The sequence below is a fragment of the Dyadobacter beijingensis DSM 21582 genome (assembly GCF_000382205.1).
Taxonomy (GTDB): Bacteria; Bacteroidota; Bacteroidia; order Cytophagales; family Spirosomataceae; genus Dyadobacter; species Dyadobacter beijingensis.
In genome coordinates, this window is sequence record NZ_KB907786.1 from 1,236,831 (window position 1) to 1,258,582 (window position 21,752).

Genomic DNA, 21,752 nt, shown 5'->3' on the forward strand with positions numbered 1-21,752 from the left:
ATCGCCGCCAATTCGACTAATTATTGTATTGATAAAATATTAAGTAGTATAAAATTTATTGTCTCAAATATAGACAATATTACTTTTTGATTTACATTTGCGCGTCACTAATTCAAACAACCTGACCAGATGAAGAAGATTTTACAGCGCGCCGGCCTGATGCTTTGCTGCCTCCTGCCGGGTGCATTGCCGGGCACCTTGCTGGCCCAAAACGCGCCGTTCCAGGTGCTGGTGTTCAGCAAGACGGCCGCATTCAGACATGCGTCGATCGAAGCGGGCAAAAAGGCGCTGGCGAAAATGGGAGCGGAGAAAAATTTCGGCGTCAGCTTTACCGAGGATGCCGTGCAGTTCAAGGAAAGCAATCTCAAAAAATACAACGCGGTGGTGTTCCTGAACACGACGGGCGATATCCTTGACGCAGGCCAGCAGAATGCGTTCGAACGCTATATTCAGGCGGGCGGCGGCTATGTTGGCATTCACGCGGCGACGGATACCGAATACGAATGGCCTTGGTACGGCGCCCTGGCCGGCGCGTGGTTCCTCGACCACCCGATGCCGGATAATGTGCAGAAAGGGAAGTTTATCGTGACGCAGAAAAACCACTGGGCCACACAGGGAATGCCCGACGAATTTGAGCGGAGCGACGAGTTTTATAGTTTTAAAAACATTTCCCCGAAAATCAACGTCGTCCTGAAAATTGACGAAAAGAGCTACAAAGGCGGCAAAAATCCCGATTTTCACCCGATGAGCTGGCACCAGGAGTTCGACGGCGGGCGGTCGTTCTACACGGCTATGGGGCATACCGACGAGACCTTCCAGGAGCCGCTTTTCCTGAACCACCTTTGGGCGGGTATTCGCTATGCCGCGGGCGGGGACGCACCGAAACCCGTGGATTTCGCCAAAGCCCGGCCGGAGGAAAACCGATTTTCGAAAGTTGTACTGGCCGAAAAGCTCGACGAACCGATGGAGCTCAGCGTGCTCGGCGACGGGCGCATTCTGTTTATCCAGCGGAAAGGCGAGGTACGGCTTTTCAATACCAAAACCCGGGAGCTGAAAACGATCGCCAAACTGCCCGTGAGTACGAAATACGTGAGCAAGGAAGGAAAGGAGTCGATGGGAGAGGACGGTTTGCTCGGATTGAACAAGGACCCGGATTTTGCAAAAAATCATTGGATTTACCTCTATTATTCCGATCCCGAAGAGTCGAAGAATGTCCTGGCCCGCTTCGAGCTGAAAGGCGACGAGCTCGACCTGGCGTCACGTAAAATCCTGCTCGATGTGCCTACGCAGCGTGAAGAATGCTGCCATACGGCCGGCTCCATTGCCTGGGACAACGCGGGTAACCTCTACCTTTCGACGGGCGACAATACCAATCCGCACGGCTCCAACGGGTACAGCCCGAGTGACGAACGTCCCGGCAGGGAAGCCTGGGATGCACAAAAATCGTCGGCGAACACGAACGACCTCCGCGGCAAGATCATCCGCATTACCCCGCAACCCGACGGCTCTTACACCATCCCGGAAGGGAACCTGTTCGCAAAAGGCACGCCGCAAACGCGCCCTGAAATTTACACGATGGGCCACCGCAACCCCTTCCGCATTTCGGTAGACCACAAAACCGGGTACGTATATTGGGGAGAGGTGGGTCCCGATGCCGCGAAGCCCGATCCGAACCGCGGCCCGGCCGGCCACGACGAGGTTGGACAGGCGCGCAAGGCCGGTAATTTCGGCTGGCCGCATTTCGTGGGTGATAACAAGGCCTATAACAAGTACGATTTTACGGCCAGCCAGTCGGGCGAGAAGTGGGACGTAGCGGCGCCGACGAACAATTCGCCTAGCAATACCGGACTGAAAGTGCTGCCGCCTGCGCAAAAGGCATTCATATGGTATCCTTACGACGCCTCGCCCGAGTTTCCGCTCGTAGGTGCGGGCGGGCGCAATGCGATGGCCGGCCCGGTGTTTTATTCGGATGATTTCAAAACGGCGGAAGGGGCGCCGCAGCCGGGTGCGTTTCCGGCTTATTATAATGGCAAACTGCTCGCTTACGAGTGGATGCGCGGCTGGATCATGGCCGTGACAATGGATGAGCAGGGCAATTATGCTTCGATGGAGCGCTTCATGCCCAGCTATAAGTTCTCGAACCCGATGGATATGGAATTTGCCCAAAATGGCGACTTGTATATGCTCGAATACGGCTCGGGCTGGTTCAGCGCGAACGACGATGCCCGCCTGATCCGCATCGAATACAACGGCGGCAACCGCAAGCCGAAGCTCGAAATGGCCGCCAGCAAGCAGGGCGGAGCTGCCCCGCTGGCATTGAAACTCACCGCAGCCGGCACCGACGATGCTGACGGGGACGCATTGACCTATTCCTGGAAAATCACTTCCAAAAACGGTTTTACCAAAACCATAAACACCCGCGACGCGGCCCTTACGCTAGCCAAAACGGGGGTATACAAGGCAGCATTGACGGTAAGCGACGGCAAAGGCGGCATTTCGACGCAATCGACGGACATTACCGTGGGCAACGAAGCGCCGGTGCTGAGCCTCGACATGCCGGGGGCGAACAAGTCGTTTTTCGAGGCCGGCAAAGCGTTTCCCTACGATGTTAAAGTGAAGGATAAGGAGGACGGCACCCTCGGCAGCGGCATCGACGAGGAACGTGTAGCGGTGAATATCGATTACCTGCCGGAAGGTTTCGACAAGGTATCAATCGCGCAGGGACATCGCTCGGCCGACGCGGCCGCTGTAAATGCGACGGGTAAGAAACTCATCGAAGCGAGCGATTGCAAAGCCTGCCACAGCGTGAACAAGAAGTCGATCGGCCCGGCCTATGCCGATGTGGCCCGCAAATACAAGGGCAATGGCACGGCCGTGGAAACGCTTACGAAGAAGGTTATCAACGGCGGGAGCGGTGTGTGGGGCGAAACGCCGATGGCCGCCCACCCGCAGCTATCGGCCGGTGATGCGTCGGAAATGGTGAAATACATTCTCAGTCTCTCTTCCGATGGGGCGAAGGCGTCGCTGCCGGTGAAAGGCAACTACACGGCCGCACTGCCGAATGGCGACAAGGGTAAGGGCGTGTTCGTGGTGCGCGCCGCGTACGAGGACAAGGGCGCGAAAGGGCTGCCTGCGTTGCGCTCCGAGCAGACGTTTGTGCTGCGGAATGCGACGATGGACGTGCACGGGTTCGATGTGTATGACAATGTCAATAAAATGTCCTACGGCGGCAATAACCTCGCCATACCAGCGAAAACGGGCGCTTACATGGGCTTGAAACAGGTGGATCTGAACGGCGTGACGGCGTTCCGCGTGATGGCGATGGCCCCGAAACCGCAACTCAATGCGGCCGGCGGCAAGATCGAGCTGCGGCTCGATAGCCCGACCGGCAGGCTCATCGGCGAGTCGGCCTACCTGGAACCAAGCGACAAGCTGGATTTCAAGCCTTCGGCGCTGGACATTCCCGTGAAGCTTCCCGCACCCGACGCGAAATTGCACGATGTGTATATGATTTTTGTAAACCCTTCCAAAGCATCCGGCAGTCTGATGGTCGTCATGAATGCGCAGGCGGTGCTCACGTCTGCGGCGCAATAACCGCAAGCTGAGGCACCCGCTGGTAACATCCTCCTGGTTTCGGGAGGATGTTTTTTGTATAATCGGTATACTTTTCGGAAGCCGACGCTTCACGAGCCTGAAAACCATACTGAAATGAACCAGAGAACCGCCCTGCTGCTTGCCTTCATTGCCCTTAAATTCCTGCTGCAATACTTTCTCATTATCCCGGAATACGAGCTCCATCGCGACGAATACTTGCACCTCGACCAGGCGAACCACCTGGCGTGGGGCTACCTTTCGGTGCCGCCGGCGACGTCGTTGATCGGGTGGATTATCCAGGCATTGGGTAACGGCGAATGGGCCGTGCGGTTTTTTCCGGCACTTTTCGGGGCGCTGACGTTACTCGTGGTATGGAAAGCCGTGGAGCGGCTGGGCGGGAATTTGTACGCATGTGTGCTCGCGGGTTCGTGCGTTGTTTTTTCGGTGTTATTGCGGTTAAACCAGCTTTTCCAACCCAACTCCCTCGATGTACTTTGCTGGACCTCACTCTATTTTTTCCTGATCGGATACATCCAGTCGCGGAGCGTGCGCTGGCTGTACGGCTTTGCGGTGGTGTTTGCGGTCGGTTTTTTGAATAAATACAACATTGCATTCGCCGTGATAGGCTTGCTGCCGGCAATTTTGGTCAGCAGCCAGCGAACCTTGCTGCTGAACCGGCACGTTTACTTTGCCTTGCTGGCGGCATTGGTATTGATATCGCCTAACCTGATCTGGCAATACCAAAATGGCTTCCCGGTGATCCATCATATGCACTTGCTGGCCAAAACGCAGCTGGTGAACGTAAGCCGTGCCGATTTCCTCAAAGAACAATTGCTGCACTTCATGGGCGCGCTGGCCGTGATCGTCGCGGGATTGTACGGGCTGCTGGTTTACAGGCCACTGGTACCGTACCGGCTGTTCTTTTTCTCGATGGTGATCACGCTATGCCTTTTCGTGTACCTGCGCGCGAAGGGCTACTATGCGATCGGCATTTACCCTATTTACATCGCCTTCGGGGCCGTTTTTGTGGGGGCAAAAGTGAATGCGGCCTGGGTGCGCGCATTGTTCGTTTTAATCCCGGTCGTACTTTTTATACCGCTTTTCCAGGTCGCATTTCCCAATAAAACCCCCGAACAGATCATCGCCGACCCGGAGCCTTACCGGAAGCTCGGCATGCTGCGCTGGGAGGACGGCAAGGACCACCAGTTGCCGCAGGATTTCGCGGATATGGTAGGCTGGCGCGAACTGGCCGGCAAAGTGGACAAGGCCTACGCCGCCATGCCCGACGACAACCTCACCCTCGTGCTTTGCGACAATTACGGGCAGGCCGGGGCTATTAATTATTATACCCAAATGGGCGTCCGCGCCGTCACTTTCAACGCCGACTACATCAACTGGTTCGACCTCACGAAAAACTACAAGCACCTGATCCGCGTCAAAACGTGGGGCGACGAAGGCGACGAAATGCAGGAAACCGGGCCGCTGTTCGCATCGGGTTTCAAATCCGATTCGGTCACAAACCTTTTTTCGCGGGAATGGGGCACGGCGGTGTATGTATTCAAAGACGCGAAGGCCGATTTTCGGGGGAGATTGGAGAAGGAGATCGAGGCGGAGCGGTGGTAGGGTAATGCATGAGCCTTGTTGGAAAAGTCATTTGAAATGCTTCCCGGGATTCGGGGAGCATTTTTATTTTCCGAAGAGTCACCGGTTCCCAGCCGATCGGACATCCGATTTTTATTTCTCACCAATACAATTTCAAATTACAGTCCCTTCACCGAAGGCCCCTTCCACTTCAAACCGGATGATATTATGACAAAACGCTACACGATCTTTTCAGGGCTGTCCGCGATGGTTATCGCTACACTGGTGCTGCTGGTTGCTTCAACGCACGGCGACGTCAATACGGCCGTTACGCACGCAGCCATTTCGGATAGTTCCCTGGCTATCAGCCCGACGGCGGCTACGATAGCCGGCATTCAGCAGGAAATTGCAAACAGGGAATACCATATCACGTTCGATTCGGTTCGAAATGCGCTGCAAAGCCCTAATCGTCGTCACAATCTGAGGGCCTATTACAGGCCGGGCCGCCTTTCCATTCAGAACCGTATCGACTCCGCAGGGCAGAATTTTAGCATGGAGATCGTCAGTGAAGGAATTTATGCCGATGGAATGTTGATAGCGAAAGCCAAACCGGAAGCTACTGCCGAAAACCAGAACGATACGCTGAGGATTGCACACGGTGATTTCTTGGAGGAGTTCATCAACAATCCGTCGGGTGTCCGGCAAAATTTTATTGTCAATAAGGCGCCGGCGCGCGCGCAGCAACTCTCCGTGCGCCTGTCTGCGCATGGTTTGCGTGTACGTCGGGAAGACGCCGGTCAAATCGTATTTTATTCCAACGACAATGGAAAGCAAACCGACCGCCTTACGTACGACGACCTCAAATGCTGGGATGCAAATGGCAAACTGCTTGCTGCGGGGTTGGTACTTTCGGGGAATGAAATTGAAATCAATGTCGATGTGAAAAACGCGGCCTATCCCGTTACCATCGATCCGCTCATTACCAACGGCAACCCCGCGAATGCCGATAAAACACTGGAAATCAATCAAAGCTACGCCTGGGCAGGATTTTCGGTTGCCAGCGCAGGCGATGTCAATGGCGACGGATACAGCGATGTGCTGGTCGGCGCGCCGAACTACGACAACGGGCAGTCCGACGAGGGTGCCGCATTGCTCTATCCGGGAACTGCAAGCGGCATCAGCCTTGCGGCGACCGTGCTGGAATGTAATCAGGCGAATGCACAAATGGGGTACTCGGTAAGCAGCGCCGGCGACATCAACAAAGATGGCTTTTCCGATATTCTGGTTGGGGTCCCTTTTTACGACGCGTCCGGCTCCAACGAAGGTGCGGTAATGATTTACAAAGGTTCGGCAAATGGGCTTGTAACGAACAATCCCTATATTTTTAAGCTGGACCAGGCCGAATCTAATTTGGGCGTATCGGTCGCAATGGCCGGGGACGTCAATGGCGACGGCTATTCCGACATACTGGCTGGTGCCCACCAGTTTGATCATGACCAGTCCAATGAAGGCGTGGGCGTGCTCGTCTATGGTGCCCCGAACGGATTAGGCATGGTGACGTTTCTCGAATGCAACCAGCCTGACGCGATGATGGGCTTCGCGGTTGCCGGGGCAGGGGACGTGGACGGCGACGGGTTCAGCGATGTGATGGTCGGTGCGCGGCTGTTCGACAATGGCCATGCCAATGAAGGGGCCGCATTTATCTACAAAGGCTCCGCGGGCGGACCGGTCACCGCCAATCCGACCATTATCGAGGGTAACCAGCTGGACGCCCGGCTCGGCCACGCGCTTTCCTCGGCCGGGGACATCAATGGCGACGGGTTCAGCGACGTCGCGCTCGGCGCATTCCTGTATGACAAAGGCAGCAGCAACGAAGGTGCGGTGATGATACACCTCGGCGGCCCGAATGGCATTGGTGCGGTGGCATCGCAAATACTTGAAAGTGATCAGGTAGAAGCGCAATTCGGTTTTTCGGTCGCCTGCGCGGGTGACGTGAATGCCGACGGCTATGCTGATCTGATCGTCGGCGCGCGCTATTACGACAAAGGGCAGTCCAACGAAGGTGCAGCGTTTATCTACCAGGGATCGCAGGGCGGCTTGAATCCCACCCCGGCATCCACGATTGAAAGTGATCAGCAGGACGCGTGGCTGGGCAGTGCAGTGGCTTCGGGCGGGGATGTGAATGGCGATGGTTTTAGTGACGTGCTGGTGGGAAGCTACGCATTTGATCACGGGCAAAAGGATGAGGGGAGTGTGTTTGTTTGGTATGGGGGTGGGCTGAATATAAGAAAGTACGTTGTCAGTCATTTGGAAATGAATCTTCCGGGAAACTTATTTGGCTGGTCTGTGGCAAGTGCCGGAGATGTCAATGCTGACGGGTTCGGAGATGTTATAGTATCTGCCAAAAACTACGATAATGGACAACCTGGTGAAGGAGCGGCCTTTATTTTTCATGGTTCAATTCAGGGAGTATCGTCGGAGCCAAACATAACTATTGAAAGTAATCAGCAACACGCAAACCTGGGGGTTGTATCAAGTGCTGGAGATGTGAATGGCGACGGATTTGTAGACATAATTATAGGAATGCCTCTATACGATACCGGATCTGCAAATGAAGGAAAAGCCTGCGTCCTTTACGGTTCCCCGTCCGGGATCAGTACTTTGAACCAAACAACGCTTTTGGGAACGCAGCATGAAGCGTGTCTTGGTGCAGCTGTCTCCTGCGCAGGAGACTTGAACAAAGATGGTTACAGCGATATTGTTGTGGGAGAATCTGGATACGACATTGATGATTTTGAGTATTCCGACGAGGGGCGTGTTTGGGTATACTATGGTTCTGCCGACGGGATTGATCCCGACGGTACCAACATCACCGGGCAGATAAACTATCCGTATTTCGGCTCCTCGGTATGTGGATCAGATGTAGATGGAGATGGATATAGCGACATTTTGATAGTATCAACCTTTTTTGAGGACGGCGAATTCTACGAGGGGGCAGCCTTAATTTATCATGGATCGCAAAATGGCCTAAATACGATAAATCCTATGATTTTACAAAGCAATGTCACAGGAGCCCTCATGGGGGACAGAATAGCTGTCAATGATATAAATGGTGACGGCTTTGTAGATATTGCTGTTGGGGGAACAGGATATTCTAATCCGGAAAATGCCGAAGGAGCTATATTTATTTATTACGGGTCAGACAAGGGACCCAGCACTCTTCCAAGTATTGTCGAGAGCAATGTTGTTAATAGTTATTTTGGCAGAGTTTCCACGGCTGGCGATGTAAACGGCGACGGTTATGGTGACTTAATTATTGGAAGCTATGGATATTCGAACGGCCAGGAAAATGAAGGAGCGTTTTACTTGTATCTCGGTTCTCCAAATGGGCTTAGCAATAAGTTTGACATCCTAGTTCAAAGCAATCAAAACAGCGCCTTTTTGGGCGGATCTGTCGCAAGTGCAGGTGATATTAACGGCGACGGTTTCAGCGACATTATTACAAGTGCCAATCAGTATGATAATAATCAAGTCAATGAAGGACGTGTATCGATCTACTACGGCAACGGCGCACTAGGCACACGCAACAACCTCCGCCTCTACAACTCCTCCGACCTGTCAACCCCGATCAACCACACCCAATTCCCCCAAAACAACTTCGGTGCGGGCCTGTTCGCTAAATCCTTCACCGGCCGAAACAAAGGCAAGCTGGTCTGGGAAACGAAGCCGGTAGCGCAGGCCTTTTCGAAAGGCAGCAATAACCGTATTACCAACAGCACACAATCCACCAATTCTCAGAATGCTTACACTAGTTTGGGAACCACCGGGGTCGAGTTGAAGAATATCATCGATAAGCAAGGGCCGTCGACGAAGGTGCGGGTACGGGTTAAATATGACCCGGTGCTGGCGCTGACAGGGCAGACGTATGGACCGTGGCGTTATCTGCCGGCATACCTGATGGGTAATAGCACGGCACCGACGCCGGAGCAAGCTGCGGGCGATGCGTCGGAAGTCCGGTCGGGTGAATCGGTGGTCGTTGAAAGCGGAACCACGGGAGAATTGCCGACTATTTATCCCAACCCTGTTTCCGAACGATTGCACATTCATGTCAACGATGCTGGGCAGGTACGCAACATCCAAATCCTGGCGCAAGACGGGGCAATAAAGTATCAGGCATCCGGATTCAAAGCTGTTGTGGACGTTCATCAATTTTCCAGCGGCATTTACTATTTAGTCATTACTCAAACCGATGGCTCCAGAACAACCCGGAGGATCTTGATAAGCCGGTAATGATTCGTGTAAGCTAGTGCATGTATAGTTGTGGTAAGGAAGGCGTTTGCGAATTTCGTGAACGCCTTTTAGTTGCTAACCGATAATCTTCGCCCGGTGCGCCAAACCCCAGTAATGCAGCTCTTCCAGCACCTTTTCGAGTGAGGCGCCGTGTTCGGTGATGGAATACTCGACCGTCGGGGGGAAGGTGTCGAATACTTTCCGGTTAATCAGTTGGTTCATTTCCAGGGCTTTCAGTTCCTTGGACAGGGTTTTGTCGGTAATGCCGGTCACCTCAGCCGCGAGTTGTTTGAAACGTTTCGGGCCGGACGACAGGGCGAAAAGGATGAGCAGTTTCCACCGCCCTTCCAGCGCTTCGAGCGCGTCGCGAATGGATAATGCGGTTTTAGGGCAGCCGTTTCCTGTAAGCATGTTATATCGAAATGAATGCGGGTTCTCCATTACTACCCATTCGGATAGTACTATCCAATGCGGAAAGTACTATCGGACGGATAGCTAAGGTAGATACTTTTGCCCAATCACAAAAACAACGGAATATGGCAATCGACAAAACTTCCAAAACCATGCATAGCACCCTTTGGGTAGTGCAGGCGCTGCTATCGGTCACGCTCGTGTGGGCGGCTTACATGAAATTGTTCCAATCCCCGCAGGCGCTGGCGGCCATGTGGCCGTGGGCGGGGCAGGTACCGCCCGTGCTGGTGAAGCTCACGGGCACTCTGGATTTGCTGGCGGGTATCGGGCTGGTACTACCGGCACTGCTGCGCGTCGGCCCGGCGCTGACGTTCGCGGCGGCCGTGGGCCTGGTGCTGCTCATGGTATGTGCCATGTTCTTTCACCTTTCGCGGGGCGAATCGCCGGTATTCAATGCCGCCTTCGGCCTGTTGGCGGCATTTGTGGCCTGGGGGAGGCGGGGACAGTCTGCCTCCCCGTGCCGGGCTAGTTGACAGACAATGACAGCGGCCCGAATTCTTCGAAATGAATGTTGGCCTTATCGATGCCCCGGTCCACCAGGTAGCGGTAATGCTGGCGGATGAACGGGCCCGGTCCGCATATGTAGTATTCGGCTTCGGGATGCAGCGTTTCGGCCGGAAGCTGGTCCAGCGACACCCAGCCGAGGTATTCGTTATGGGAAAGGCTTTCGGCGGAATCGTAGAAAAAGTGCTTTTCCACACGTGCTACCTGCTCGGCAATGGCGTTCAGATCCGCCTTAAATGCATGGACGCGCTCGTTTTTGCACCCGTGTACCCAGGTGATAGGCGTGCTGGCGTCCGTGCGTACGAGGCTTTCGAGCATCGCCATGAGGGGTGTTTGGCCCACGCCCCCGCTGATGAATACCTGCGGCTTGCCATCGCCGGCTTTTAATGTAAAGTTGCCCGACGGGGCCGATAGGTCTATCATATCACCCGGCTCTACAAAGTCGTGCAGGCGGTTGCTGATCATGCCGTCGGGATGCTGGCTGCCGGCCTCGCGTTTCACGGAAATGCGGTAGTGTTCGCCGTTTGGCGCGCTCGACAGACTGTACTGCCGGGGTTGTTGCAGGTTGTATTCAGGCAAAAAAAGGCGCAGGCTGATGTATTGGCCAGGCTTGAAATCGGCTACCGCGCCGCCGTCGACAGGGTAGAGGTAGAAGGATGTGATTTCCTCGGACTCCCGCACTTTTTTGCGCACCACAAATGGCCGCCAGCCCGACCAGCCGCCCGGCAAGGCCACTTTTTCGTCATAAATTTGCTGTTCGCGGCCGCTCATCAGGCCAGCCAGCTGGGTGTAAGCGACGGTCCAGGCTTCGAGCAATTCGGGTGTGGCCGCTTCGCCGAGCACTTCGGCAATGGATGCAATGAGATGCCTGCCCACGATCGCATAATGCTCGGGGCGGATATGCAGGCTCGCATGCTTATGACCGATCGTATCGACCACCGGCAGCAGTACCGACGGGTCCTCGATGTGCTCCGCATATGCCAGCACCGCCATCGCAAGGGCGGTCTGCTGGCGTTTGTTCTGCTGGTTACCCATGTTGAAAAGGTGTTTCAACTCGGGGTTATGCGTGAACATCCGGTTATAGAAGTGGGTCGTGAGCAGCACCCCGTGCTCTTTCAGTACTGGTACAGTGGCTTTTACGAGGTCTTTTTGTTGTGGGGACATGATATTGGGTGTTTAAAATAAAAGACATTTTTGTCCTTTATTTGGGTAAAAAAATATTATTTGTTCAGGGTAAGCTGTCCCTGGATGAGCCCTTCGTTGAACTGGCCGATGGACGTTCCACGCAGCATGACGACGATCTGCGCTCTGATCTTCTTGAAATCGTCGTGCAGCGGGCACGGATTTGCCTCTGAGCAGTAGCTAAGCCCCATTCCGCAGCCATTGAAAATGCTGTCGCCCTCGATGGCCTGCACAATGTCGGCCAGAGGGCGTTTCAATCCGCTGGAATCGAGGTAGAAGCCGCCGTTCGGGCCTTTCGACGAAAGCACCAAACCGTCTTTGCTCAGTTTTTGAAGGATCTTAGCCAGGAATGGTTCCGGAGAATTGATATGCTCCGCAATCTCCCGGATGCCGGCCTTCCGGCCTTCTTCCGAGCTTTGCGCGATGTAAAATACCGCCCGCATCGCATACTCACATGTTTTCGAAAATACTCCCATTTGACTGATCCCCGGCACCGGGTTGCTTACCTGGATACAAAGGTAATGCAGGATTTTATAATAGAGGAGTTTTTTATCTTTTATTATGTAAAATTAATTTTTCTCCGAATAACTATCACTTTGTAAATCAGTTATCTTCGACCCAATACTCAACGTTAATCTTTACTACTCATGAAAACATCTCTATCCCGGCTGGCGCTGGTATGTTTGCTCAACGCTTTCGTTTTCTCCGTCCTGCACGCACAAACCTGCACATTCGTCAATTTACGCCTCACATCCCAGGCTTCCGTTAATGCATTCAGTTCGGCTTGTACGACTATCAATGGCGACATTACCGTTTCCGGTGCCGATATCACCGACCTCAGCCCGTTGCAGCATATCCAGACGATCAACGGTAAGCTGACGATCCAGAACAACCCGGCCCTGACAAGCCTGAACGGGCTGAAAAACCTGACCGGCACCCAGCATTTGCTTATTTATACCAACGACTTGCTGACAAGCCTCGCCGGATTGGAAAAGCTGAATACGGTTTCCGGATCCCTGCATATCCGTTATAATAAGAACCTGGTGAATCTGAAAGGATTGGACGGTCTTACGGGCGCGAATCAATTTTACATCACTAATAATGATCTGCTGGCAAACCTGTCGGGCCTGGGCAGTTTGGCAACGGTCAGCGACCTGCTGTCGATCAGCTCGAACAAAAGCCTCGTGAATTTCAGCGGGCTCAGCAGTTTAACGAGTGTGAGCCGGATCAATATAGGCGAAAATGATGCGTTAACCGACTTTTCCGGGTTGGAGAGCCTGACGTCCGTTACGTGGCAGATGAATGTCAGTTCCAATAAAAGTCTGACCAGTTTTAATGGTCTGACGAACCTCAACTACCTCAGCGAGGCTTATCTAAGCGCTAATAATGCGATGACGGACTTGTCGGGGCTGGAAAATGTGCGGTCGGTGTATTGGCTGGTGGTCGGCGAGAGCAGCGGCCTCACCAGCCTGAACGGGCTGCATAACCTGGTATCGGCCACGAACTTCATTATCCGCGGCAATGCATTGCTGACCGACCTGGCGGGGCTGGATAACCTGGCGACAGCAGGGTGGCTGCAAATCAGCGACAATCCCGAGTTGCAGAGCCTTTCGCATCTGGGCACCGCGTCCAGCACCGGCAGGGTAGCCGCGCTCACTATCGGCGGCCTGGTGATCCGCGACAATGCCAGGCTAACTTCCTGCGCAGTGGCCGCGGTATGCGACTTCACGAGCGCCAACGAGGCGACGATCAGCGGCAATGGGCCGGGCTGCCAGAGCCAGGCTGCGGTAGAGGCCTCATGCGCGGCGCTTCCGGTGACGCTGGCGCATTTCAAGGCCAAGGCAGAGCGGGGAACGGCCGTGCTGCAATGGGCCACGGCGGAAGAAAAGAACAGCGACTTTTTTGAAATAGAACACAGCTTCGACGCCAAAGTCTGGCACCGCGTCGGCGGGCAGCAGGCGAAAGGGGAGAGCCATGCGGTGGTGAACTACGAATGGACGCATACGGCGCCCGTGAACGGGATCAATTATTACCGGCTCAAAATGGCGGATCTGGACGGAACCTTCACGTACAGCCATATCGAGCCATTGAAATTTGAAAACCTTGTGCGAGCCGTCGTTTACCCGAATCCCGTTGCGGATATCCTTTTTGTCCAGAACAGCAAAGACGCGATGCTGCTCCGGATCATCGATGCAACCGGCAAAAAGGTGTATGAAACGAGCCGCGTACCGCAAATGCTCCCGGTCAGGGACCTGGGTTCCGGTACTTACCAGGTGCAGGTTACACGGCACGGCGGAGTGGTAGAACAGCAGCGCATTGTAGTGTTTTGAAAAAAACTAAAAATTTTTTCCCGATCCTGTCCAGATCCTGAAATCAGGTTGTCATTAGGTTTTTTAACTTAAAAATAGACCAAGATGAAAACCAGACTTAATTTCTTCGAAAAAGGACAGAATGCCATGAAACCGCTTTTTAGCATGAACGGATACCTCAAAAAATCACCAATCGATCGCCATTTGATGGAGCTGGTGGATTTCCGGGTGTCGCAGATCAATCAATGCGCATACTGCCTCGATATGCATTCCAAAGAGCTCCGCGCAATGGGTGAAACCGAGCAGCGCCTGTACGGACTAAGCGCATGGCGCGAAACGCCTTATTACACCGATCGCGAGCGTGCCGCATTCGCCTGGGCAGAGGCGGTGACGGCCGCGCACGTGACGGACGACGTGTATCGGGAAGCGGCAGCGCAGTTTACGGAAGAAGAACTCGTGGACCTGACGATGGTGGTCACGACAATCAACACCTGGAACCGCCTCAACATCGCGTTCCCCGGCGAAGTGGGCACTTACCGTGTGGGTATGTTCGGCTGACACCGCCCGGATGAACCGCAAATTTCTTATTAGCTTACGCGTTGAAAAGATCATTGGACTATATTAAACCGATATCCTGTTATGGACGAGTTCTTATTAGTATTCCGACGCGATTTCACGGATAGGGAAAACCAGCCTTCGCCCGATGAGTTGCAGGAGCACTTTAAAAAATGGCATACCTGGTACGAAAAGATGGCCGCCGAAGACCGGATCGTGCTCAGGCGGAAATGGGATTGGGAAGGCCTGGTGGTAGACAGCCGGAAAACGGTGCTGAATGGGCCCTATGCCGAAATCAAGGAGTCGATCGGCGGAATGGTGATTATCCGTGCGGCCAGTTACGAAGAGGCTGCCGAGATAGCCCTGGGAGTGCCCGTATTGGAAGTCGGGGGGAATGTGGAGATCCGTAAGGCATTATAAAATGGAGGAAAAAGAGCTGCTGCCGCACCTTTTCAGGACCGAATACCGGAAGCTGGTGGCCGTACTTTGTTACCTTTTCGGGATCGAGCACGTCGAAATTGCCGAGGATATTGCGAGCGACACGTTTCTGGCTGCCGCGGAAACCTGGGCAATCAAAGGCGTGCCCGAGAACCCCGTGGCCTGGCTCTACACCGTAGCCAAAAACCGCACTAAAAATCACCTGAAACGAAATGCGATCTTCGAGCAGAAAGTAGCGTCGGAGGTGCGGTATTCGATGGAAAAGAACGAGGAAATAGATATAGACATGTCGCCGCAAAACATTACCGACAGCCAGCTTGCGATGATTTTCGCCGTGTGCGACCCGCTGATCCCCAGCGATTCGCAGGTGGCCCTGGCGCTGAATCTGCTTTGCGGTTTCGGCGTGCAGGAGATCGCCGATGCGTTTTTGCTCAATAAGGAAGTAGTGTACAAACGTATCCAGCGCGCGAAGGAAAAGCTTAAAGAAGGCCGGATCCGGATTGCGCAACCAGGGGTGAGCGAGATCGGCGAGCGGCTGGAAACCGTGCTAACGACCTTATATCTGCTGTATTCGGAGGGGTATTACTCCATTTCACAAAATACCACATTGCGGAAAGAGCTCTGCGCCGAAGCCATGCGCCTCACTTTCCTGCTGGCCGAAAACAACCATACCGACCGGCCGGAAGTGAGCGCATTGCTTTCGCTGATGTGCTTCCATTCGTCGCGTTTCGAGGCGCGCACCAATGCGAACGGCGAGATGGTGCTTTACGAAGACCAGGACGAATCGCTATGGAACCGCGACCTTATCGATCGCGGCGCTTACTACCTGGCCCGTGCATCCGCCGGCGAAAAGCTGACCCGCTACCACCTCGAAGCCGCCATCGCGTACTGGCATACCCACAAGGAAGATTCGCCCGAAAAGTGGGCGCACATTCTCGACCTGTACGATCACCTGCTGGCGATTGAATACTCGCCCATAGCGGCATTGAACCGCATTTACGCCCTCGCGAAAGTGCAGGGGAAGGATTCCGCTATCCGGGATGCGTTGCAGCTGAACCTGACAGGCAATCACTTCTACTACTCGCTGCTGGGCAACCTCTACACCGGCATCGACCACGCCCAGGCCGTCGCGCATTACGAAACGGCCGTCAAACTGGCACATTCAGAAGCGGATAAAGCGATACTATTCCGCAATATCCGGCGCCTGGAAAGCAAGTCCTGATTCAAGTTCCATTCACCTGATTATTTATCTCTGCCGGTTGATCATTTCTTTCGGTTTGGGATTGTTTTGGGTTTATTTTTTTAGAAACATAAAGCAAATCCCAGATTGATATTCCGGTGCCATTTTATTTGATGATCATTTAAAATGTGTCGGTATAATGGGCGAAAAACTATGGATTTATAAGTTTTGGTTTGCATTCGCATTCTAGGTAATTGTGCAGATCAATCAATTCGTTTACGGTCAGGTAAAATCAAATGCTGGCGATATTCTGCTTCATCAAACCGATTTTGCGCCCGGTGAGCTGGATTATCATCGGAAATTGTCGCCCGGTCCGGAGCCTTCACTGTCCAATCCCTGCTGAGTTTATATGACCGGCTGCGCAGGGCGCAGGAGCCAGGCGCAGCCCTGACGCCTGATTAGCGGGAATTAATCCGTTCGGAAGAAAAAGAGAATAGTGAAAGCAATGTAATTCCCGTTTACCACCACGCGGGAGGACAAGGCGTTTCCGGTGACGGTGAAAGTTGCGGCCACCGGCCATCAGTACCGGCATACACTGCTGATCGTGAAAAGATGATCCGTACAACACTCGCACGGGAAAAGACAAAATCAGCGGGAACGGGCAGGTAGGGTGAATTAGTTTCTATATTAGCCAGATCTAACCTCACCAACATGTCAAAGCTATTTTCACCTGTTACTATCAAAAGCATCCAGTTCAAAAACCGGATCGTTGTTTCTCCCATGTGCCAGTACTCGGCCGTCGACGGCTTCGCCACCGACTGGCACCTCGTGCATTTGGGCAGCCGGGCCGTCGGGGGTGCCGGATTGATCATTACCGAAGCCACAGCGGTTTCGCCCGAAGGACGCATTTCGCCGGAAGACCTGGGTATATGGAAAGACGAGCACCTCGAAAAGCTCTCGCAGATTACCGCGTTCATCAGCGCGCAGGGCTGCGTGCCAGGCGTACAGCTCGCCCATGCGGGCAGGAAGGCCAGTACGGCCGTGCCCTGGAAAGGCCGCGCGGAAGTGCCTGCGAGCGAGGGCGGCTGGCAGACATTCGCGCCGTCGGCGATACCGTTCTCCGATACTTACCCCAAACCGGCCGCATTGGACGAAGCAGGAATCGATAAAATCGTTGCGGATTTCACAGCGGCCGCAAAAAGATCTTTGCAGGCCGGTTTCAAAGTAATCGAAATCCATGCCGCGCACGGCTACCTTGTGCACCAGTTCCTTTCGCCGCTCAGCAACCAGCGCACCGACGATTACGGCGGCAGCTTCGAAAACCGCATCCGTTTGCTCCTCCGCATTGTCGACGGTATCCAGACCGTCTGGCCGTCCGACCTGCCGCTGTTTACCCGGATTTCGGCCACCGACTGGGTCGAAGGCGGCTGGAATACCGACGAATCCGTACAACTGGCAGGCATTCTCAAAGAAAAGGGCGTGGACCTGCTCGACGTCTCGACCGGCGGCTTGTCGCTGGCGCAGCACATCACCGTCGGGCCGGCGTACCAGCTGCCATTCGCCTCCCGCATTAAGCGCGAAACCGGGATATTGACCGGCACCGTCGGAATGATCACGAGCGCCACCCAGGCCGAAACCATCCTCGTGAACGGCGATGCGGACATGATCATCATGGCCCGCGAAATCTTGCGGAACCCCTATTTCCCGCTGGAAGCCGCGCGCGATTTAAGAGAAGGAATTGCCTGGCCGGTACAGTATGAGCGGGCTAAATGGTGATTTTAGGGTATATGCATTTGAAATATTAAAATGAAAGACCTCAAACACGAAAAAACACTAGCCGCCAAAGAAGCGGTCAAATACCTCTCCGACGGCCAGATCGTCGGCCTCGGCTCAGGCAGTTCCGCATATATTGCCATCGCTGAAATAGGGGAGTTGGTAAAGAATGGATTGAATATCAAAGGCGTCCCGACTTCCGAAAAGACCCGCGAACTGGCGGAGTCGCTAAATATTCCATTGCTGAAAATCGAGGATGTGGATTCGATCGATATTACCATCGACGGTGCGGACGAGTTTACAGAGGATTTGCAGCTGATTAAAGGCGGCGGGAGTTTTTTGCTGAAAGAGAAAGTGGTAGCGTCGCTGTCGAAGGCGGAGATCATCATTACGGATTCAACGAAGAAAGTCGGGCTGCTGGGCAAATTTACAGTGCCGATCGAAGTGGTCCCGTACGCACAGAACTATGTTTTGGCACAAATACAAAAACTTAATGGTATCGGCCGGATACGCCTCGTGGAAGGCAAGCCGCTCGTTACAGAGCAGGGTAATATGCTTATTGACGGCGATTTCGGGTTGATTGAAGACCCGCGGGAGCTGGCCCGGCAACTTATCCGGATTGTTGGCGTAGTGGAGCACGGGCTGTTTATCGATATCGCCACGACGGTGATCATGGGTGTGGACGACGGCTTCGAGATATATAATTAAATTTTATATAATTCTTGTTTAAATAACAAAAACCTTGCTTCTTCGTGATGGCGTTAGGGCAGGACGCGTTTTCGACGGCGCGTCCCGCTCTTCCCGATGTAATAGTGTTACGCTTAACCATCCAGCCATCATGAAACCACTCTTCGCACTCGCTATCTCGCTGGTCATGCTGACCGGCAATTACCAAAAGCCCGGAACCGATCGTCCCGCGGACGATATGCTCTACCCGGCTTCGGCCATGAACAAGCTCCGGCATATCGTCGATTCGCTGAACCTGAAATTCAAGGTTTGCGACCTCAACAAGGTTTATCTTTCCAAACCGCAGGCCCGGGCGCATCACATTTCGCTCGAAGGCTTGCAATCGAAAACCGCATTGGCCGATATGGAGGCGGGGATTTCCTACGACCGTTTCCTGGCGCGTTACCCGATGGCCACCGTCGATCCCGATCTGCTAACCGTCGCCTACGACGGCAAGGATTACAAAACGCACGAGCCGATCGTTGCCTTTTCAAATGTCAATGGAAAGGGCTCTTACAGTCTTGAAGTGCCCAAAGATACTGCCGAGGCTTTGGGCGATCTTCGCGGCAAATGGGTAACCAGTTTTGACAAATACGGCGAGGGAAGCGTGCAGGCTTTTTATTTTACGGAAAACCCTGCCCAGAGGCCGATTCCTGAAAAATACGGGCGCTGGATTCAGTACGTCGACTGTCTCGTGGATACGACAAGCCGGATTTTTACAGAAAAGGCGGAGCATGCAGGCAGGACTTACCTGTCCAAACTGCACCCTGCGGCCGACGCGCTGAATGGATACATCCTGGAAGTTTTCCCGCGACAAAGAGGGAAGCAAAAAATGACCGACAAGGAAATACAGGAATGGGTCGAAGCGAGCAATGCATGGGAAGCACAGCGCGCGCACCGCGTCGATAGCCTGCAAAAAGCGTCGTCGAAGTTCAGGGAACTGTTTGCCGCCGCGGTGGAGGAAGCGAAGCAGCTCGGCAGCGACAACGACTATATCGACGAGTACATCGAACGTTACCATTCGCCTGAACTCGCATTGCAGCTCAAACGCAACCGCATTGTCGTAGGCGGGTGCAGTATGGACGACAGCCCGCGCATACATGCCATGAACATTGCCCGCCTTTCGGCCGAAACGATCCAATGGGACATTTTCCTCCGTGCGCACCTCGATATCATGAACGACTATTTCGAACGTGTTTCCGACGGAAGCTGGGCGCAGGAGGGCCGGAAAACGTACATCCGCGAGCTGGAAGTACTGGATATTAACGTGCCCGACCTCATGATGGGCATCGTGCTCCGGGCCGGTAATGTGAACGGCAACCATTATTTCGGGTCGGTAGGCAGGATCGGGCGGTCGATTACGGAGAGCGTGAATGCGAAGGAAATGGAGGCGAGGATCATGGACATGATCACCGATCCCGGCCTGGACGACTACAACCGCGCCATTGCCTATTATCTTTTTAAAAACTACAACTATTACCTGCCCGACAAGGCAACGCAGCGGCGAAATACTGTGTCGTTAGAGGTGGCGATGAAAACGTTGCCGCATTACCTCACGGTGAACATCGAACGAGAATAGCCGATAGAGAATATTAATGGGTGCTTATAAATACAAAAGCCGTCGGATCTTGTCTGACGGCTTTTTGCGCTTAACTACACTTAACAAAGATGCTTATCCATAGTGTGTACCAGTCTGATTTGGAATATTATTTCCAACCGCCGCCCAGGCTGCGGTAGAGGTCTACCCGCGCTACGAGCGACTGGCTGCGGATGAATGCGAGGTTGAGTTCGGCCTGCAAGGCATTGCCTTGCGCGGTGATCACTTCCAGGTAATTGGCCATATCGCTTTGGTAAAGCAATTGCGCATTGGAAATAGCCTGCGTCAGGATATTCACCTGGTTGCTGGCGATCGCTTCCTGCTCTTTCAGTTTTTTGGTTTGGACCAATGAATTCGAAACTTCGCCGACGGCATTCAGTACCGACTGGCGGAATTCGAGTACCGATTGTTCCCGCTCGATTTTGGCCACTTCCAGGTTGGTTTTCAGCTGGCGGCGGGCAAATATCGGCCGGGCAATGGTACCGGCAGCAATGCCGAACAGCGATCCCGGAATATTGAACCAGTTGCTCGATTTGAACGATTCGATCCCCCCGCTGGCGGAGATGATGAGCGACGGATACATGCTCGCCTGCGCTACACCGAGCTGCGCATTGGCAACAAGTACCGACATTTCGGCGGCACGCACATCGGGACGGCGGCTTACCAATGCGGCAGGAACACCGGTAGCGAGACTGTCGTTCGCCTTGAAATCAGCGAGTTTAACCTTCCGCTCAATGGCATTGGGCATTTGTCCGGTCAGGACCTGCAATGCATTTTCCTGGATGGTAATGTCCTGTTCGAGTTGCGGGATGAGCAACGCAATGGCCTCGCGCTGCGCTTCCGATTGCTGCACGGAGAGGGACGTCACTTCGCCGGCGTCTTTCAGCAGGTTTGTGAGTTTCAATGTGTTATTGCTCAGTTCGAGGTTGTGTTTCGCCACTTCCAGCTGTTTGTCCAGCATTAACAGATTGAAAAAACCTCTGGCGATGTCGGCTACCAGTCGGGTTTGTACGGCTTTGGTCGCCTCGTAGGTTTGCAGGTACTGGCCCATGGTCGCTTGCTGCTGGCGGCGGATTTTGCCCCAGATATCGGCTTCCCATGACAAGTCAACACCGGCAATGTAATTCTCGATGTGTTTCGCACCGAGGAAGCTGCTTGCGCTGATCCCGTTCAAGCTGTTGCTCGACGGGCGGTTGTACGTGCCGGCCACGCGCAGGTCGAGGCGGGGGAGTTGCAGCATTCTGGCCTGTTTCACTTGCTGCTGCGCGATATCGATGCGTTTCAGGGCGATTTGCAGGTCATAATTGTAGGCAATACCGCGTTCGATGAGGTGTTGCAGCGTGGTATCGGGGAAGAATTCCTTCCAGCCCATGTCCGCGATGGTGGCGGTGTCGCCATAAGGTACATTGCGGTATTCATTGGGCAGTGCCAGTTCCGGGCGCTGGTAGTCCTTGCTCACCTTGCAAGAGGCGAGTAGGGTTACCAGCAGGATCAGAACGGGTATTTGCGTTAATCTGAATGTATTTTTCATGATGTTATTCTAATAAAAAGA

15 protein-coding genes are annotated in these 21,752 nt (G+C 53.8%); 11 read left to right on the forward strand and 4 right to left on the reverse strand.

All coding sequences use genetic code 11. The annotated features are described in order from the left end of the window. Positions 1 to 129: 129 nt before the first annotated feature. The 3 genes from H144_RS0105195 to H144_RS0105205 all read left to right on the forward strand — a co-directional run bounded on the left by H144_RS0105195 (position 130) and on the right by H144_RS0105205 (position 9,465). Positions 130 to 3,594 (forward strand): ThuA domain-containing protein, encoded by a 3,465-nt coding sequence (locus H144_RS0105195; protein WP_019940982.1) that lies wholly within the window; start codon positions 130 to 132, stop codon positions 3,592 to 3,594. A 114-nt stretch (positions 3,595 to 3,708) separates the two neighbouring features. Continuing rightward, positions 3,709 to 5,217, forward strand: coding sequence for a glycosyltransferase family 39 protein (locus H144_RS0105200; protein ID WP_019940983.1), 1,509 nt, complete (start codon positions 3,709 to 3,711; stop codon positions 5,215 to 5,217). Between the two features lie 18 nt (positions 5,218 to 5,235). Beyond that, positions 5,236 to 9,465 carry a T9SS type A sorting domain-containing protein gene (locus H144_RS0105205; RefSeq protein ID WP_157504445.1) on the forward strand — a complete coding sequence of 1,410 codons (4,230 nt, stop codon included), beginning with the start codon at positions 5,236 to 5,238 and terminating at the stop codon, positions 9,463 to 9,465. Positions 9,466 to 9,540: 75 nt separating this feature from the next. On the opposite strand, the gene H144_RS0105210 is transcribed toward H144_RS0105205, so the two are convergent. After that, on the reverse strand, positions 9,541 to 9,876 hold the full coding sequence (locus H144_RS0105210) for a winged helix-turn-helix transcriptional regulator (RefSeq protein WP_019940985.1): 336 nt from the start codon (positions 9,874 to 9,876) through the stop codon (positions 9,541 to 9,543). Positions 9,877 to 10,001: 125 nt separating this feature from the next. Between H144_RS0105210 and H144_RS0105215 the strand changes: the two genes are divergently transcribed. After that, entirely contained in the window at positions 10,002 to 10,409 is a 408-nt protein-coding gene (locus tag H144_RS0105215; RefSeq protein ID WP_019940986.1) for a DoxX family protein, read from the forward strand. Here H144_RS0105215 and hmpA read toward each other — a convergent pair. After that, positions 10,402 to 11,604, reverse strand: coding sequence for an NO-inducible flavohemoprotein (gene hmpA, locus H144_RS0105220; RefSeq protein WP_019940987.1), 1,203 nt, complete (start codon positions 11,602 to 11,604; stop codon positions 10,402 to 10,404). The two genes, H144_RS0105215 and hmpA, sit on opposite strands and share 8 nt — an antisense overlap. Positions 11,605 to 11,660: 56 nt before the next feature. Beyond that, the gene (locus tag H144_RS0105225; RefSeq protein WP_026350426.1) at positions 11,661 to 12,098 is read right to left on the reverse strand and encodes an RrF2 family transcriptional regulator; all 438 of its coding nucleotides are present in this window, start codon (positions 12,096 to 12,098) and stop codon (positions 11,661 to 11,663) included. A 171-nt stretch (positions 12,099 to 12,269) separates the two neighbouring features. On the opposite strand from H144_RS0105225, the gene H144_RS0105230 reads away from it, so the two are divergent. From H144_RS0105230 to H144_RS33160, 7 genes are all read left to right on the forward strand, one after another. Next, the gene (locus tag H144_RS0105230) at positions 12,270 to 13,952 is read left to right on the forward strand and encodes a T9SS type A sorting domain-containing protein (RefSeq protein ID WP_019940989.1); all 1,683 of its coding nucleotides are present in this window, start codon (positions 12,270 to 12,272) and stop codon (positions 13,950 to 13,952) included. 84 nt (positions 13,953 to 14,036) lie between these two features. Then, positions 14,037 to 14,489: a carboxymuconolactone decarboxylase family protein gene (locus tag H144_RS0105235; protein WP_019940990.1), complete on the forward strand. Its 453-nt coding sequence runs from the start codon at positions 14,037 to 14,039 to the stop codon at positions 14,487 to 14,489. A gap of 81 nt (positions 14,490 to 14,570) precedes the next feature. Beyond that, on the forward strand, positions 14,571 to 14,906 hold the full coding sequence (locus H144_RS0105240; protein WP_019940991.1) for a YciI family protein: 336 nt from the start codon (positions 14,571 to 14,573) through the stop codon (positions 14,904 to 14,906). Continuing rightward, complete coding sequence (locus H144_RS0105245) at positions 14,881 to 16,146, forward strand: RNA polymerase sigma factor (protein ID WP_026350427.1); 1,266 nt, start codon at positions 14,881 to 14,883, stop codon at positions 16,144 to 16,146. Before H144_RS0105240 ends, H144_RS0105245 begins: the two co-directional genes overlap by 26 nt. Positions 16,147 to 16,815: 669 nt before the next feature. After that, positions 16,816 to 17,880 (forward strand): NADH:flavin oxidoreductase/NADH oxidase, encoded by a 1,065-nt coding sequence (locus tag H144_RS0105250; RefSeq protein WP_019940993.1) that lies wholly within the window; start codon positions 16,816 to 16,818, stop codon positions 17,878 to 17,880. A gap of 30 nt (positions 17,881 to 17,910) precedes the next feature. Then, complete coding sequence (rpiA, locus tag H144_RS0105255; protein WP_019940994.1) at positions 17,911 to 18,585, forward strand: ribose-5-phosphate isomerase RpiA; 675 nt, start codon at positions 17,911 to 17,913, stop codon at positions 18,583 to 18,585. Between the two features lie 130 nt (positions 18,586 to 18,715). Then, positions 18,716 to 20,182, forward strand: a complete 1,467-nt coding sequence (locus tag H144_RS33160) for a hypothetical protein (RefSeq protein ID WP_019940995.1) — start codon at positions 18,716 to 18,718, stop codon at positions 20,180 to 20,182. A gap of 127 nt (positions 20,183 to 20,309) precedes the next feature. Here the strand turns inward: H144_RS33160 and H144_RS0105265 are convergent, their stop codons facing one another. Then, positions 20,310 to 21,731 carry an efflux transporter outer membrane subunit gene (locus tag H144_RS0105265; protein WP_019940996.1) on the reverse strand — a complete coding sequence of 474 codons (1,422 nt, stop codon included), beginning with the start codon at positions 21,729 to 21,731 and terminating at the stop codon, positions 20,310 to 20,312. Between the last annotated feature and the right edge of the window lie 21 nt (positions 21,732 to 21,752).